The following is a 15,708-nucleotide window of genomic DNA, read 5'->3' on the forward strand; positions in this document are numbered from 1 at the left end:
CCGAAACAGCGTTTCGCAGAAGAGAACAGGGAGCTCGAATGGGACCGCACCCCTACGGCTGGTTGATCCTGCTGCACCTGGTGTTGTTCGTGTTCTGGCTGGGTGGAGACCTGGGCGTCTTCTACTCCAGCCGGTTCGTGATAGATCCGAAACTCGATCCGGCGGCACGCGTCACGGCGCTGAACATCATGAGCGGGCTGGATCTGGCCCCCAAGATCTGCCTGGTGCTGTTCCTGCCGAGCGGGGTGACACTGATGGCCACCGCACCGCACGGTGCGGAGCTGTTCGGGGTCGGGCTGTTTCCCGGCTGGTCGGTCGCCGCGATCTGGGTGTTCAGCGCGATCTGGCTGGCGCTCACCGTGATCGCACACCGCACTCACGGCCGCATCGCCACGGTATACCGCGCCGATCTCGCCATCCGCGGGCTCGTCATCGCGGGCATGGCGGGTGCGGGTGGATACGCCCTGATCGCAGCCGAACCGTTCGGGGTCACCACCAACCCGAAGTGGCTCGGCGCCAAAATCCTGCTCTACACCGCGGCGATCGCGGCCGGCCTCGGTATCCGAATCACGCTGCGCCCCTTCGGCGCGGCGTTCGGCGAACTACTGACCACAGGGTCGAGCGACCGGATCGAGCACACCCTGCGCCGCAGCGTGGACGGCTGCCTGCCCTACGTGTGGACGATCTGGGGCAGTGTCCTGGCGGCCGCCGCGCTCGGGGTGTTCAAGCCCGGCGCGCAGCTGTGACGAGAACTAGCCGGTGTAGCCGAGTTGCGCCGAGAGCGCGGCCGCGGCTTTCTGCAACTGCGGCACCAACTCCGGGATACGCGGCTCGAATCGAGCCAGCGGTCCGCACACGCTGATCGCACCGATGACGCCACCGTCATGGTCCAGAATCGGCGCCGCCACCGAGGACGCGCCGATCTGCCGCTCCCCCAGCGAGATCGAGTAGCCCTGCTTGCGCACCGACGCGAGTTCGGCGCGCAGTTTGCGCGGGGTGGTGATGGTCGATTCGGTGAACGGGGTCAGCTCGTGGCGTTCGAGGTACTCGTCGATCTCTTCCTTGCGCAGTGCCGCCAGGATGGCCTTCGAGGAGCTGCCGGCGTGCAGCGGATACGGCACGCCCAGCACCACCTCCATGCGCAATTCCTGTTCCGGCACAACCTGATCCACGTACATGCGGGTGTCGCCGCGGCGAATCGAGAGGGTCGCGGTCTCCCCGGTCGCCGCGGCCAGCCTGCGCAGTTCCGGCGCGGCCATGACGCGCAGGTCCGTGCGGGCGAGGTACGCGCGCCCCAGCGCGATGGCGGCGTGCCCGAGGGCGTAACGCCGGGTGGTCGGCTCGAGCGCGATGAGTTCGCGGTTGCGCAGCGCGGTGAGGATGCGATGCACCGCGGCCTTGGTCAGCCCCAGTTCGTTGGCTATCTCGGTGACGCCGAGATCGGCCCGCCCGCTCCGCCCGAACAGCAACAACACGTCCATGGCTCGCTCGACCGCGGCGATGGAGCGACTCTGGTTCTCGGCCTCGTTGTCCGACACGGCTCCAGCTTAGGGCACGGGATTTCCCAATGGGAAACGACCCGCTCGGTCCGGTCGCGCACGGGATTTCCGGTTCGTTCGCTTGCACCACGTCACCGTGGGCGTTACGTTGTGCGTAACAGCGTTTCCACTATCGAAACGGAGGAGACGTGGACTCGACAGACCTCCGCCCGGTGCTCGCCCAGTGGGCGACCGGAGTCGCCGTCGTCACCACCCTGCACGGCGACGGCGCCCGGCACGGCATGACCGCCAGTTCCTTCACCAGTGTGGCCCTGGATCCGCCGCTCGTCTCGGTATGTCTGGCCTCGGACGGCACCACCTGCCGATTGATCGGGGACAGCGGCGTTTTCGCGATCAACGTGCTCGGCCACGACCACGGGGCCATCGGCCGTCGCTTCGCGGGACAGGCCACCGGAGGGGACCGTTTCGCGGTGGGTCGCTGGCGTTCGGCGTGCACGGGCGCGCCGGTGCTCGCCGATGCCGTGGCCTGGGTCGACTGCGAGGTCGCCGCCCGCCATCCCGCCGGCGACCACACCATCGTGCTGGGCCTGGTACGCGATGCCGCCGTCCCCCGCCCCGCGCCCCCGCTCATCTATCACGACCGCACCTACTACGAGGGGATTGCCCGATGATCGGCGAACGACTCGTCGAAGACATGACCGCCGCGGAACTCGAGCGCGCGCACCGTGTCGATTCGATTCTGCCCGCCCTGCGCGCCGCCGCGGCCGAGGCCGACCGCACCGCGACCTTCCCGCCGTCACACGTCGGGTTACTGCGCGACGCGGGCCTGCTCGGACTGGTGGTGCCGGAGAAGTTCGGCGGTCTGGGCGGCACTCTGCGCGATCTCGCCGCGGCCACCTTCGCCATGGGTACCGCGTGCCCGTCGACGGCGCTGGCCTACTTCTTTCACAACACCAGCGCCTCGCGCGGTCTGCTCCCCCTGGAGGCCATCGATGCCGGGCTCTTCGCTGATGACGAGGTCCCGGTGGTACGCGCGTTCGCCGAGAAGGTCCTGCGCCGGATGGCCGACGGGGTCTGGCTGGCCAACTTCGCCTCGGAATCGGTCAAGACGGCCAAGGCCAACATCACCATCGCCACCACCGCGCGGAAGGTGCCCGGCGGCTGGATTCTCAACGGGGAGAAGTCGTTCGGCTGCGCGACCGGCGTCGCGGACTACTACCTGACCTCGGCCAAGCTGGAGGGCTACGACACCGCCGAGGGCCTGGCGACCTTCTTCGTCCCCCGCGACGCCGCCGGGGTGAGCGTTCGCGGACCCTGGGACGGACTCGGCATGCGCGCGACCGCCAACAACGGCATCCGGCTCGACGACGTGCACATCGCCGACGACGAGGCGCTGGCGGTGCCGGGCGCGTTCACCAAGATGCTCACCATGAGCAGGGGCAGTTTCGTCGGCAATCAGCTCGCGATCGCGGCGGTGTACGCGGGCTGCGCCCAGCAGGTGTACGACGAGACCCTGGCCGTGACGACCCGCAAGACGTTCGCCGACACCGGCGAACCGATCGCGTCCTCCCCCGTGCACCAGGTGCTGATCGGCGAGATGACCAAGAATCTGCGCACCGCCTACCTGTGGCTGCGCTATCAGCTCGCCATCGAGACCGCCGAGACGCCGATCAAACCCAAGCAGGAGGTCTTCACCCAGTGGCGGCTGGGCAAGGGTGCGGTCACCGAAGCCTGTTTCCAGGTCGCGGTCGGCGCGCTCAAGGCCGGCGGCACCTCCGCGGCCTCGATGGACGGGTCCGCCGGGCGGGCGCTGCGCGATCTCGCGATGGGATTGGTGATGACCTTCCCCGCCGAGCGCGGCATGCTCGAGGTGGCGCGTATCGTCACCGACGCCACGGCCAACGAGTTGTTCACCACCGCACCGCAATCCGTTCCGCAGCCCGCACCGCAGGTGGCGCGATGACGGGGGTGGAGCTACCCGCCGTCCGCGAACTCGTCGACGGGGAATGGGACACGCCTGCGGTGGATCTCGGTGTGGCGCTGGAGGATCCCGCCACCGGCGCTCACGTGTCCCGGGCGGTCGCGACCGCGCCGGACCGGATCGAGCGGGCGCTGTCCGTCGCGGCCCGGGCAACGGGTTCGATTGGTCCCGATACCCTCGAAGCCATCGCGGACGACCTCGACGCCCGACTGGGCCGGATCAGCGAATTGGATTCGTACGCAACGGGTGTGCCCATCACGCAGGTCGCTCCGCTGGGCGTGATCGTTTCCGGATCCTTCCGGCTGGCTGCGGCGCAGCTGCGGTCGGGGGCGCTGCGCGCGGATGTCGACGGTGTTCGGGTGCATCGGCTGCCGCTGGGGCCCGCGCTGTGCCTGACACCGTGGAACGCGCCCGCGCCGATGGCCGCGCACAAGGTGGCCAACGCCCTGGCGGCGGGCTGTCCCGTCATCCTGAAGGTCAGTGAACTCGCGCCGTACAGTTCGGTGGTGCTGGCCGAGGTGATCGCCGAGCACGTGGCGCCCGGCATGTTCCAGCTCGTGCATGGCGGCGCGGAGACCGGCGCGCAGCTGGCCGGGGACGCGCGCATCAAGGCGGTGTCGTTCACCGGCGGATTGGCCGGCGGCCGGGCCGTGGCGATCGCCTCGGCGCCGCTGCTGCGCCCGTGTCAGCTCGAACTCGGTGGCAACAATCCACTGCTGGTCCTGCCCGACGCCGACACGGATATCGCGGCTCGCATGGCGGCGGAGCTGCTCACCACGCTCAACGGCCAGTGGTGCCGCGCCCTGGGCAGGCTCATCCTGCCCGCCGGTCGAGCCCCGGAACTGCTCGACGCGATCGGGAAACGCCTGTCCGACTTGCGCATCGGCGCTCCGCTGGATCCCGCGACCGAGTTCGGGCCGCTCGTGCACTCGCGCCATCTGGCCGCCGTGCGCGCGGCGGTCTCCGGCCGGGAGGCCCGGTCGTTCGGTTCGGTGCCCGCGGACGGCAACTACTTCGCGCCCACCCTGCTCGCGGACGATCTGCTGGACGAGGTGTTCGGGCCGGTCGCGGGCGTCCGCACCTACGACTCTGTGGACGAGGCCGTCGCGCACGCCAACGCGCTCCCCTACGGACTCGAGGGCTATGTCTGCGGTGCGGACGAGGACGCGGCAGTGACTGTGGCGCAGCGGATTCGGTCCGGGGAGGTGAAGGTCAACGGCTCGTCGATCATGAGTCTGCATCTCATGACGCCGCGCCCGGCATGGGGCATCTCCGGTCTCGGCGAAGAGGGCACGGCCGAGACGCTGCGCCTGTTCACCGGCGCACGGGTCGTCGGCGTCGAGGGCCGCTTCGCCCTGCACACCTCATGAGCGTCGTGGTCGTGGGCGCGGGGCCGGTCGGGCTCACCGCGGCCCTGACCCTGGCCCGGCGCGGGATCGAGGTGACGGTTCTGGAGGCCGGCGCGGAGCTGGCCGCCGAATCGCGGGCGTCGACCTTCCATCCACCCACGCTGGAGATGCTCGACGCACTCGGCGTATTGAAACCGTTGCTGGACAAGGGAATCGTGGCGTCCACGTTCCAGTACCGCGAACGGAACGGCGACGAACTCGCCACCCTCGACCTCGGTCTACTGGCCGCGGACACCCCGTATCCGTTCCGCGTGCAATGCGAGCAGAGCAGACTCACGCCGATCCTGCTCGATGCGCTCGAAAGGCTGGGCGGGCGGGTGCGATTCGACCACGCCGTGGAGGGACTGTTCCGCGGTGACGAAAGAGTCATCCTGCACACCGCGCGCGGACCCGTGCACGCGGACTGGGTTGTCGGCGCGGACGGTGCGCATTCGGCGGTCCGGCACGGCCTGGGCGCACGATTCGAGGGCAGCACCTACCCCGAACGGTTCCTGGTCGCCTCGGTCGAGGAGGATCTCGCCGCCGCGCTGCCCGGCATCGCCCCGATCAACTACGTGTTCGATCCGGTCGAATGGCTGGTCCTGCTGCGCACGCCGCAGCACTGGCGAGTGCTGCTACCGACCGCGGTGGACAGCGCGGACGAGGCCGAATTATCGCGACTGCCAAGTCGTTTGACCGAGGTCGCCGATCTGGGACGGCCCTGGCGCCTGCTGCACGCCTCCCTGTACCGCGTGCACCAGCGGGTGACCGATCACTTCCGGGTGGGCCGGGTGCTGCTGATGGGCGACGCGGCGCATGTCAACAATCCGCTCGGCGGGCTGGGTATGAACAGCGGCATCCACGACGCGGTGCGGCTGGGCGACGCGCTGGCCGATGTGCTCCACGGCGCGCCCGAATCCGGTCTCGACGCCGCGGCCGAGCATCGGCGGCGGGTCGCTGTCGAGCACGTGCAGCGGGCCAGTCACGCCAATTGGCAACGGCTGCGCGGTGCGGGCGACGACTTCCGCACGCACGTGCGGGAACTGGCCGCGGACCCCGTGGCCACCCGCGCGTATCTGCGCCGCGCCTGCCTGCTCGATTCGCTCGAGGCCGAACGGTGAGCCCGCGCGTCATCCGGGAGAACCCGGCCCGGCCCGCCGAAATCGTCGGCTCGGTGCCGGTCTGCCCGCCCGCGGCCGTGGATCTCGTGGTGGCCCAGGCACATCGGGACTTCCTCGAATGGTCCCGGGTTCCACTGCCCGACCGGCTGGCCGCGCTCGGTGCGGCCGCCGACGCGCTCGAGGCCCGCGCGGGTGAACTGGCCGCGCTGCTGGCGCGCGAGAGCGGTAAACCGATCGTGGACTGCCGGGGCGAAATCGGCTTCGCGGCACTGTATCTGCGCTGGGTTCGCGACAACGCGCCCGCGGTGCTGACGGGTTCGGAAGTGCGGGATGGGCTGGGTCGTCTCACCACCACTCCCGCACCCTTCGGCGTCGTCGCCGCCATCACCCCGTGGAACGCGCCCATCATCCTGGCCGTGCTCAAACTCGGCCCGGCCCTGGCCGCCGGAAACACCGTGGTGCTCAAGCCTTCCCCGTTCGCGCCGCTCGCGATCACGGCGGTCGCCGCGCTGCTCCCCGGCATCCAGGTGATTCACGGCGGCCCCGACACCGTCACCGCGCTCGTGGCCCACCCACTCGTGGCCAAGGTCGCGTTCACCGGCGGCGAGGCGGCCGGGCGCAGCATCGCCGCCGCCGCTGGGGCCGCGCTCACCCCGGTCACCCTCGAGCTCGGCGGCAACGACCCCGCGCTGTTCCTGCACGACTTCGCGCTCACCCCCGACGATTACGAACGCCTCGTGCTGGCGTCGTTCGCCACCGCGGGCCAGGTGTGCATGGCCGCCAAGCGCCTCTACGTGCCCCGCACACGCCGGGACGAGTTTCTCGACTCGTATCTGGCTGCCGCCCAGCGCATCCTGGTCGTCGGCGACCCCCTCGACGAACGGGTCACCATGGGCCCGCTGGTGAATCGCGCGGCGGTCGAACGCCTCACGGACCTGATCGCCGACAGCCGCCGCCGCGGCGGCCGGATGATTCCGCTGGCCGCCGCCCCCGACATCGGCCCCGGCTACTTCCTGACCCCCGCCCTCGCACTGGACCTGCCGGACGACGCCGCCCTGGTCACCGGCGAACAGTTCGGCCCCCTGGTCCCCCTGCTGACCTACGACTCCGAGGACGAGGCGGTCTTGCGCGCCAACGATTCCGACCTCGGCCTGGCCGCCTCGGTCTGGTCCGCCGACGAGGACCGCGCGTTCGCGGTGGCTGCCGACCTCCAGGCAGGCTTCACCTTCGTCAACACCCACAACCGCACCGGCATGTCCCTGCGCGCCCCCTTCGGCGGCACGAAGCGCAGCGGCTTCGGCCGCGAGTACGCCCACGAGGGCCTGCGCGAATACGTCCAGCCCACGGTGATCCACGCCCCCGCGGCCTTCCGCCCCGGCGGCCCCGGCATGCCCGCCCGCGCCTACCCGACCCACCGCGCCTAGGCCACCGCCGGCCTTCCCGTTCGACCGCCTCCCGCTGGGGCCGGGTCGGATTCGTTGCCGCGTTGGTGGATGTGCGCTACTCGGGGTGCCGAGTGGAATTCCATGGTGGTAGCCGGGTGAAGTTCGGTCCGTACCTGAGGTTCATCGACGGATACCAGACACCCGGCCACACCGTAACTCCCAGTTCGCGAATACTCACCGGGAGTTCGTCGTCAACCACGACGTCCGGGGTGATGTGGAGAACCGGGGGCAACTCGGCGCCGTCGGTGAGTAGGTCCGCCACCATCGCCAGACAGTGCTGCTCGTCGTATCCGGTGACACCGGCATACGACCCGATCCACCACAGGGCGCGCGAGTACCCCGGATCGAACTCGATCCAGAATCGCCGCATCACCGGCATGTACGGCTCCTTCGTCGTCGACGAACCAGCGCACGGTATCAACGCTCGTTCGAAGCGCACCAGTCGATAAATTGCGGGTGGGGACACCGTGAGGGCCTCGAGATACCTCGTGGCCGTGGATGTTTCGTTCGTCGCGATGGTCGCCACGATCGCGCGCCATGCGGCAGTAGCAGACGTCTGCGGTTTACGGTCTGCCGAGCTCGATCCACCGCTCCTCCAGCAGATCCATACATTCGTGGATCCCGGGACATGGGTTGGACAGGTCCTCGCGCACGGTCGCGATCGCATGGACCTTCTGACCGCTCTGGATCAATTCGTCGAAGCGTGATCGTAGTTCGGTTGGCATGCGCTGCCACAGGGTTTGTTCCATCGTCGGAGTCTCCTCATCGGCTGCCGTTCCGATCATCATCCGACACCTCCGCAACGGTGCCGACGAGCATGCCGCACCGACCATTCTGATGGTGCCCGCTCACAACGGGGCATGAGCGGATGCTATTCCCCGAGCAACGCTCGGGCCTGTTCGATCAGATCCTCTGGCGGCGGTCGGTCCTTGTACGACTGTCCGACCTGCGTGCCGTATGCGTACACGACGATCGTGTTTGCGTCCGCGACCTGCTCACGTGCGGCGGCGTGACGCACGTGTTCGAAGCGGACTGTGCCGAATACAATGTCCGAGTATTGATTCCAGTGAGCGATAGCATGCCGACCGCAGAGCGGGCTTTCCCTCTCGCTTCGTCTGTACTCGATGACAACGATCGGGTTGCTGCAGGCGAAGTCGTCGAGCACCCTCCATTGTTCGGATGGGTCGGTGTAGGAATCGATTTCGATCCAGGTGGCAGGCATGTTGTCGTGGCACCTCGGGCCATACAGGCACGCTGGCTAGCAGCGCTGAAGAAGGATCGGCTTGTCGCAGTCATTGTTACTCGGGCAAGGCGCTCATCCGCAGAAGAGTGCGTTCCCCGGCGGGTGCGGAAGCCGTCCTGAACCGAGCCATCAGTGGCAGTGTCGGATGTTCGAGCGTGCGCAGAAGCAGGCACGAGAATTGTCAGAGCCAGGGGTGATACTTCGGGACGGGTCGGTATATCCGGCTGGAGCACTCCACTATTGAGGACGATGATCATGAGCCTGTACGCCGCTGCGTACGAGGTAGCCACGCTGACACCCTGGCACGAGCGCACCGACGATTGCTACGTCGACGGCAACGGGCATGAGCATGTTTGGCTACCAGGGCACGAACACTCGCGGCGGGGCTTGTTCCTCGATGCCTGCTATGAGTTGAGTGGCCGTACCCACCGCGTCCTTCCCCAGGGCTATGGGACCTTCAGCGATTTCAGGGAGGCGTTGTGCTGCGCTGCCCACGTGGTTGGCCGCGGAGCCATTTGGGAAGATCCCGAATCCTGGTCTGACAGACCCTTCTTCGAGTTCCTCTACTTCCCTGACAACGAAGGTCACATCGGGCCGGTCGCAGCAGCCGAACTGGCCACAGATTTCACCACACAACGTGATCAGGTGGCTACGCGTCTCAGTGGAGACCATCAGCGGTACTACGATGATTGGATGACCGCGTTCGGCCTCGCGGCCAACACCGGCCTAGTCATTTTCGGCTGACGGATTCACCAGAGGACTGCCGCAACGGAGCATTCTCAACTCGGCAATAGAGTGCGTTCGGCCAGCTGCGGCCTGACCGGTGAGAGCAGCCTTGTCAGCGGCAGATTAGTGCGTTTCGCAGGCCGTGATCTGAGCTCTCCACTCGCATAGCGGCATCCAGATCCGGCCGACAGATCGTCGAACTCGCGTCGAGCTATCACGCGACTAGCTTCGACGTCCTCGAATTCGGATCGGTCGGTGTGGCGGCAGCCACGCTGATGCGAGCACTACGCCTCACCGGGCCCCTGTCGCTGGCGCAAGCCAACGCCATGGCCGAGGAGTTACGCGCGACCGGCCGCGAAGGCACGCGCGTCAAGATGGAGATCATCGAGCGCCGGCTCCGCGTAATGGGCGTGCCCACGAGACTTCGATGTGGTCGACCGTAGCTGCCGGAACCCGCGAGTGAGGTCACGTTGGGATCGCCGGGTCAGTGCGGTCGGTCGTCGGCGCGGCCGTCCCGAACCGAGTGATCAGCGGCAGAGCGGGTGAGGCTCCACAACCGAATTGCGTCGTCGAACGAGTCGACGGTGGCGAGTGTGGTGCCGTCGGGGCTGAACGCCAGCCTGTGTGCCGACGTGGCGATGGTGCGAGTGAGGGTGCCGGTGGCGGTGTGCCCCAGCTGGACGTCTGTGGTGCCGGAGCAGGTGGCGATCACGGTGCTGTCAGGGTGGAACGCCATCGTTCCGACTGAGGGAGCGGGTATCTCAACGATCACTCCGTCCGTGACGGTTGAGTGCAGCCGTAACCGCCGACCTGCGAGGACAGCCCGGACGGTGCCGTCCGGTGCGAGTAGCGAGCGCCCCGAGGACTCATCGCGCGACTCGTGGAGCGTTCCGTCGGGCCGGAAGACCATGCTCCCCGGCCATCTCCAGGACAGGTTCTGTACCCACCGCTGCGTGCCCGAGGCGGTGGCCCATACCACGACGTGTGCCGAACCCGACGTGCTTCTGCCCCATGCCGCGAGCGCCGTACCGTCCGGGCTGAACCCGATTCCGTACATGAAGATTGGGTTCGGGTGGTCGCCGACCTTGATCTCCAGCCGGGGCAGTTCGGCGGCGAGGACCGCGGTCAGGTCTCGTTGCGCGTACTGGTCGCCATCGGCGGACAGTGAGCGCAACAGGCTGATCGCGGCCTCGCGCTGGTTTTGCTGCATCAGCAATGCCGCCCGGGTGCGGTGATACGCCTTCAACTCGGCAGACGCGAGGACATCGATGGCAGCTACGCGGAACTCTCCTCGCCGCCATCCCCGTGACCGATGCACGAGACGTTCGTGCAGCCAGTCGTCGGGTCCGATGTCGACGAGCAGCGCGGCCGCATCGCCGAGCCTGGGCTCGAACGACTGCCACCACAGCACCACGATCCAGGACAGCTGCCGTCTCGCGCCGGCGTCTCCTGCGGCCACCCTGCGACGGAGTGCGTCGACGTACTCGCGCCGCACACCGACCCGACCTCTGCCCCGGTCGATCAAACCGCGCGAATCAAACCAGCCCTCCACCGGCGTTCCATCGAGCCGATCCGGTGGTGCCTGGGCCAGTGCCGACAGAGCCTGCTCGAGGTGCCCCAGTCCTGCCAGCAGCCGCGCGAGGCGTTGCAGGGCGCCCGGGTCCCCGGCCGCCGCCAACGGCCGCAACACATCGACGCCCTCCGGTATGCGTCGATGCCGAACGAGCCAGTCCGAGTACGCTCGCCGCGCGAAGTTGTCCCCGGCGGCCATGCGATCCCGCAATTCGGCGAGCCGGTCTGCCCGGGACAACAAGATCGCCAGCTGCCGCGCCGCGTGCACATCGCCGGTGTCCGCGCGCACACGCAACTCGTCGATGCGTCCCGCACGGGCCAGCAGCTTGGCTGTCTGATAGGAATTGCGCCCGACGGTGTGCACGCCGATCATTGTGCCCCGCAAGGCAAATCGCACGGAAGCGAATAACAGGCTCAGGGAGAGTACCTGCGACGAAGGCCCTGAACCAGAGCCAATCGAGCAGAACTGCTTGCTCGCCCCTCCCCGCGCAGGCCCAGTCCATCAGCGCGACTCGCGGCGGTTGCGGACATTCTAGCGCATGTGGGTGCGGAAGGTTCTCTTTGGCATCAGATGGGCGGCGCCCCTCGCAGCGGCGAATTATCGTGCACTATCGCCGGAGATCTGGCGGAAACCGCCACTGAAGGGCCGATAGTGCACGATAAGTAGGGAGTCGCGCGGAATGCGGCAGTAGCGGATGTTTGGGAGCGACCCCGCCGCTCGCGCCGTCGTGGCAGCGACAGCCGACCTCGGGGAATGTGTACCCGCCCCGCGCCGCGTGACAGAGCACCTGCCGAACACCCTCCCGGTGTCGTCAACGCCGTAGAGCGCGACCGGTTTTCGAGTCCGGACAGGTGGCGAGACGCTCGGGTGTGCCCTCGAACACCAGTTGTCCACCGTGGCGTCCGGGGCCGGGGCCGAGATCGATGACGTGGTCGGCCTGGCGGATGACATCGAGGTTGTGCTCGATCACCACCATGGTGTTGCCCTTGTCGACGAGGGTGCCGAGCAGCTCCAGCAGGGTGTCGATATCGGAGAGGTGCAGGCCGGTGGTTGGTTCGTCGAGGATGTAGAGGGTGTTGTCGCCGCGGCGGGTCAGTTCCTTGCCGATCTTCAGGCGCTGGCATTCGCCGCCGGAGAGAGTGGTCAGCGACTGTCCGAGGCGCAGGTAGCCCAGGCCGACTTCCTCGATACGTCGCAGCGGGCCGGCGACCCCCGGTTCCCGCAGGCGCGCCGCGGCTTCGGTGATGGTGAGGTCGTCGATATCCGCGATCGTCAGACCGTCCACCGTGTACCGGAGCACCTCAGGGGTGAAGCGCCGTCCGCCGCATGTTTCGCACACCGTTTCCTGGCCGTCCATGAAGGCCAGATCGGTATAGCTGACGCCGAGCCCTTTGCACGCGGGGCACGCACCCGCCGAATTCGCGCTGAACAGAGCGGGACTCACGTCGTTGCGGGTGGCGAACAGCCGCCGGACAGCGGGCGCGATACCGGCATAGGTGATCGGCGTCGAGCGCCGATTGGTGGTGAGCGGACGTTGATCGACGACGGTGGCGGGCTGCCGATCGGTCAATTCCGTTACCAGACTGGACTTCCCGGATCCGGCAACCCCGGTCAGCACCGTCAACACCCCGGTGGGAATATCGACGGTGAGCCCGCGCAGATTGTTCCGCGTGGCGTTGTCGATCCGCAGTTTGCCGGTAGGAGTGCGGTGTTCGCGTCGGATACGGCGCTCCCGCAATCCCCGTCCGGTCGGGGTGTCGGCGGTGCGCAGCGCGTCGAAGGGTCCCTCGAATATCACCTCACCGCCGGCGGTCCCCGCTCCCGGCCCGATTTCCACGATCCGGTCGGCGATACGCATGATCTCGGGATCGTGCTCGACGACCAGCACGGTATTCCCTTTGTCCCGCAACTGTTTCAACATCCCGGTCAGTGAACGGACATCATGCGGATGCAGACCCATGGTGGGCTCGTCGAAGATGTACAGCATTTCGACGAGGCTGCTGCCGAGATGCCGCACCGTCTTGACGCGCTGTGATTCACCGCCGGAGAGGGTGCCGGTGGGCCGGGCCAGCGACAGGTAGCCGAGTCCGATATCGGTGAGCGCGATGAGTCGCTCGCGCAGGGCGGCCACCACCGATGCGACACTCGGATCCGACACGCCCGCAACCACTTCAGCGAGTTCGGTAATCTCCATGCCGCTCATCTCGACGATGGTGCGGCCCAGCACCTCGGCCGAGCGGGCGGCGGCGTTCAACCGATCGCCACCGCAGTCCGGGCACGGCCGAGTGTGGGTGAACTTCCGGAGCACGGCCTGCTTACGTTCGGAGAGATCGTCCGCGGTGTGCAGGTAGACCCGTTCGAACCGCTCGATGACCCCCTCGTAGTCCTTCGGGGGACGGGTGCCCAGCCGTGTCGCCGCGGCTCCTCCGTACAGCAGCGCTTGTCGTTCGGACTCGGTCCACTCGCGCAGCGGAGTGGTCACGTCGAACGAGCCGATGTCGGCGTACTGCCGGTACCAGTACTGCCCGTCGCCGAAGCCCGGCAGCAGGATCGCACCCTGCTCCAGGGATCTGTCCAGGTCCAGTACACGCTCGACAGCGGTGGACATCGTCTGTCCCAATCCCGAACAGGTCGGGCACATTCCGGCCGGATCATTGAACGAGAAGTGGTTCGACTCCCCCACATGCGGGGTGCTGATCCGTGAGAACAGCAGGCGCAGATAGCTGTACACATCGGTGATGGTGCCGACGGTGGAGCGGGCATTGGCGCCGAGCCGTCGCTGGTCGATGACCACCACCGGCGACAAACCCTCGATGTGTTCCACCTCCGGCCGAGTCCAGCGTGGTAGCCGATTGCGCACGAACGGGGGGTAGTTCTCGTTCACCTGATATCCGGCTTCGGCAGCGATGGTGTCGAAGACCAGCGACGACTTCCCCGATCCGGAAACGCCAACGAAGACGACGAGGCTGTTGCGCGGCACATCGAGGTCTATCCGGCGCAGATTGTTCGTGCGGGCGCCACGAATGCGGACCGAGCGGTGTTGCGCGAATGTGGTCATCATTCGACGCTATCGACAGATGTGGCCGGATCCTGGCCGCAATCAGCGGCATGATGGAGCCATGGCCGATGTCACCCGTCGTATGCTCGAACTGCTGGCTCAGCTCCAGACGGGGCGGCGGTTCAGCGGTAAGGAACTGGCCGCTCGGCTCGAAACCAGCCCGCGCACGCTGCGCCGCGATGTGGAACGGCTTCGCGAGTACGGCTACCCGGTGTCGACACAGCCCGGGCCCAGCGGCTTCTATCAACTCGCCGCCGGCCGGACCCTGCCGCCGCTGGTACTCGACGACGATGAGGCGGTCGCCACGCTGGTCGGCCTGACCCTACTGGGTGCAACGGCCCCACGAGAACCCTCCCGTGGCAACGGATTCGCCCCCGCGGCCGACCGCGCCTTCGGCAAACTAGACCAATTCTTGCCGCATCGCCTGCGACCGGCCGTGGTCGCGCTGCGCGAAACCGTGGAGGCCGCACCACAGAACGCACCGGCGGTGCGACCGGAGGCACTGACCATCCTCGGCACCGCGGCGGCCCGGCACGAATACGTCACCTTCACCTACCTCGACCGGGACGGACAGACCTCCCACCGCCGGGCCGAGCCGTACCGCACGGTCTACCTCCACCTGCGCTGGTATCTGCTGGCCTGGGACGTACGGGCGGCCGACTGGCGTACTTTCCGCCTCGATCGGATCGACGCGATCGTGCCTGCCGCAAGCCATTTCACCCCGCGCCCACTGCCGGCCCGGTCGGGCGCGGAGTATCTGCGTGCGGGGTTGAGCGCCGCCCGCCACCGTGCGGTCGTCACCATCGAGACTTCCGCCGCCGACGTCGCGGACGTCCTCAAATTCCAGGACTGCGAGATCGAGTCCCTAGGGCCGGACCGCTGCCGCCTGATCGTCCAGGTGGATTCGTTCCACTGGCTGATACTCCAGGTCGGAATGATCGGCGCGGAATTCGCTATCGAGGAGCCCGCCGAGTTCCGCGATCAAGCAGCCCAGCTCGCCGACCGGCTGCACCGGGCCGCTGACGCCCGGCCCACGTAGGACGCGCATCTGGGAGCCGTCCGGCCGGGGATGGGTACCGCCGCAGGGACTTCCGATCAGCGCGAGCTCGCGCCGCGCCGCCACAGGGCGATGCCGAACGCGGCGGCCAGGGCCACGACGGCGGCACCGCCGAGGATCCACCCCAGGTTGCTGCCATCGTCGCTGTCCTCGGTGGCGGCCGGGGCCGCCAGTGCGGTCGTGGGAGCCGGCGCGCCGCCGAAGGTCAGGGGGATCGAGGTCAGAATCTGGGTGGGGTTGGTCAGGCTGGTGACGCTGAGTGTGCAGGCGCCGGGGGCGGACTCGCAGTTGGTGGCGCCGACCGAGGCGGCCAGGACCAGGGTGCGTTTGCCGCCGTTGGGCTGCCACGCGCCGGTCGCGTCGGCCGCGCCGAGCAGCGCGCCCGAGAGGTTGCAGTCCGCGGGCGAGACGATCTGCGGCTTGCACTGGCCGACGGCGACACTCGCGAGGTTCGCGGGCAGGCCGGCGAGCGTGACCGTAATCGACTGGCCGGCGGCAACACCCGTCGCCTGATCGGCCTGGAGCACGGGGTCCGCCGAGGCCGTCGGAGCGCCGCACGTCAGGGCCGTCGCGGTGGCGGCCGCGAGCAGGGCGGCCCGCGCGTCGAGTCTTCTCAT

Annotated in this window: 15 protein-coding genes; 8 read left to right on the plus strand and 7 right to left on the minus strand. The window is 68.1% G+C overall.

What is annotated here, in order from left to right:
- Nucleotides 1–38 precede the first annotated feature (38 nt).
- On the plus strand, nucleotides 39–746 hold the full coding sequence (locus ACFVBH_RS22675; protein ID WP_379004120.1) for a hypothetical protein: 708 nt from the start codon (nucleotides 39–41) through the stop codon (nucleotides 744–746).
- 6 nt (nucleotides 747–752) lie between these two features.
- Here the strand turns inward: ACFVBH_RS22675 and ACFVBH_RS22680 are convergent, their stop codons facing one another.
- Nucleotides 753–1,538 (minus strand): IclR family transcriptional regulator, encoded by a 786-nt coding sequence (locus ACFVBH_RS22680; protein ID WP_354984724.1) that lies wholly within the window; start codon nucleotides 1,536–1,538, stop codon nucleotides 753–755.
- A gap of 149 nt (nucleotides 1,539–1,687) precedes the next feature.
- Here ACFVBH_RS22680 and ACFVBH_RS22685 point away from each other — a divergent pair, with 149 nt between their 5' ends.
- The 5 genes from ACFVBH_RS22685 to ACFVBH_RS22705 are packed head-to-tail and all read left to right on the plus strand — an operon-like array spanning nucleotide 1,688 to nucleotide 7,413.
- Nucleotides 1,688–2,170, plus strand: coding sequence for a flavin reductase family protein (locus tag ACFVBH_RS22685; protein ID WP_379004122.1), 483 nt, complete (start codon nucleotides 1,688–1,690; stop codon nucleotides 2,168–2,170).
- A complete protein-coding gene (locus ACFVBH_RS22690; RefSeq protein WP_379004124.1) occupies nucleotides 2,167–3,462 on the plus strand; it encodes an acyl-CoA dehydrogenase family protein in 1,296 nt (431 codons plus the stop codon). The genes ACFVBH_RS22685 and ACFVBH_RS22690 overlap by 4 nt, the downstream gene beginning before the upstream one ends.
- Nucleotides 3,459–4,850 (plus strand): aldehyde dehydrogenase family protein, encoded by a 1,392-nt coding sequence (locus ACFVBH_RS22695; protein ID WP_379004126.1) that lies wholly within the window; start codon nucleotides 3,459–3,461, stop codon nucleotides 4,848–4,850. The genes ACFVBH_RS22690 and ACFVBH_RS22695 overlap by 4 nt, the downstream gene beginning before the upstream one ends.
- Nucleotides 4,847–5,989 (plus strand): FAD-dependent oxidoreductase, encoded by a 1,143-nt coding sequence (locus tag ACFVBH_RS22700; protein WP_379004128.1) that lies wholly within the window; start codon nucleotides 4,847–4,849, stop codon nucleotides 5,987–5,989. Before ACFVBH_RS22695 ends, ACFVBH_RS22700 begins: the two co-directional genes overlap by 4 nt.
- Complete coding sequence (locus tag ACFVBH_RS22705) at nucleotides 5,986–7,413, plus strand: aldehyde dehydrogenase family protein (protein ID WP_379004130.1); 1,428 nt, start codon at nucleotides 5,986–5,988, stop codon at nucleotides 7,411–7,413. Before ACFVBH_RS22700 ends, ACFVBH_RS22705 begins: the two co-directional genes overlap by 4 nt.
- Nucleotides 7,414–7,489: 76 nt before the next feature.
- On the opposite strand, the gene ACFVBH_RS22710 is transcribed toward ACFVBH_RS22705, so the two are convergent.
- The 3 genes from ACFVBH_RS22710 to ACFVBH_RS22720 form a co-directional block, all read right to left on the minus strand.
- A complete protein-coding gene (locus tag ACFVBH_RS22710) occupies nucleotides 7,490–7,813 on the minus strand; it encodes a hypothetical protein (RefSeq protein ID WP_379004132.1) in 324 nt (107 codons plus the stop codon).
- Nucleotides 7,814–7,997: 184 nt separating this feature from the next.
- Nucleotides 7,998–8,183: a hypothetical protein gene (locus ACFVBH_RS22715; protein ID WP_379004134.1), complete on the minus strand. Its 186-nt coding sequence runs from the start codon at nucleotides 8,181–8,183 to the stop codon at nucleotides 7,998–8,000.
- Nucleotides 8,184–8,305: 122 nt separating this feature from the next.
- Nucleotides 8,306–8,656 carry a hypothetical protein gene (locus ACFVBH_RS22720; RefSeq protein WP_379004136.1) on the minus strand — a complete coding sequence of 117 codons (351 nt, stop codon included), beginning with the start codon at nucleotides 8,654–8,656 and terminating at the stop codon, nucleotides 8,306–8,308.
- Between the two features lie 270 nt (nucleotides 8,657–8,926).
- Between ACFVBH_RS22720 and ACFVBH_RS22725 the strand changes: the two genes are divergently transcribed.
- Nucleotides 8,927–9,421 (plus strand): hypothetical protein, encoded by a 495-nt coding sequence (locus ACFVBH_RS22725; protein ID WP_379004138.1) that lies wholly within the window; start codon nucleotides 8,927–8,929, stop codon nucleotides 9,419–9,421.
- A 466-nt stretch (nucleotides 9,422–9,887) separates the two neighbouring features.
- Here ACFVBH_RS22725 and ACFVBH_RS22730 read toward each other — a convergent pair whose 3' ends face one another.
- Both ACFVBH_RS22730 and ACFVBH_RS22735 read right to left on the minus strand, forming a co-directional pair.
- Nucleotides 9,888–11,339: a hypothetical protein gene (locus ACFVBH_RS22730; protein WP_379004140.1), complete on the minus strand. Its 1,452-nt coding sequence runs from the start codon at nucleotides 11,337–11,339 to the stop codon at nucleotides 9,888–9,890.
- A gap of 448 nt (nucleotides 11,340–11,787) precedes the next feature.
- A complete protein-coding gene (locus ACFVBH_RS22735; protein ID WP_379004143.1) occupies nucleotides 11,788–14,034 on the minus strand; it encodes an ATP-binding cassette domain-containing protein in 2,247 nt (748 codons plus the stop codon).
- A 61-nt stretch (nucleotides 14,035–14,095) separates the two neighbouring features.
- Between ACFVBH_RS22735 and ACFVBH_RS22740 the strand changes: the two genes are divergently transcribed.
- A complete protein-coding gene (locus tag ACFVBH_RS22740) occupies nucleotides 14,096–15,073 on the plus strand; it encodes a helix-turn-helix transcriptional regulator (protein ID WP_379004145.1) in 978 nt (325 codons plus the stop codon).
- A gap of 56 nt (nucleotides 15,074–15,129) precedes the next feature.
- Here ACFVBH_RS22740 and ACFVBH_RS22745 read toward each other — a convergent pair whose 3' ends face one another.
- Nucleotides 15,130–15,708, minus strand: coding sequence for a neocarzinostatin apoprotein domain-containing protein (locus ACFVBH_RS22745; RefSeq protein WP_379004147.1), 579 nt, complete (start codon nucleotides 15,706–15,708; stop codon nucleotides 15,130–15,132).

Origin of the sequence: Nocardia sp. NPDC057668 (assembly GCF_042799795.1) — a bacterium.
Classification (GTDB): Bacteria; Actinomycetota; Actinomycetes; order Mycobacteriales; family Mycobacteriaceae; genus Nocardia.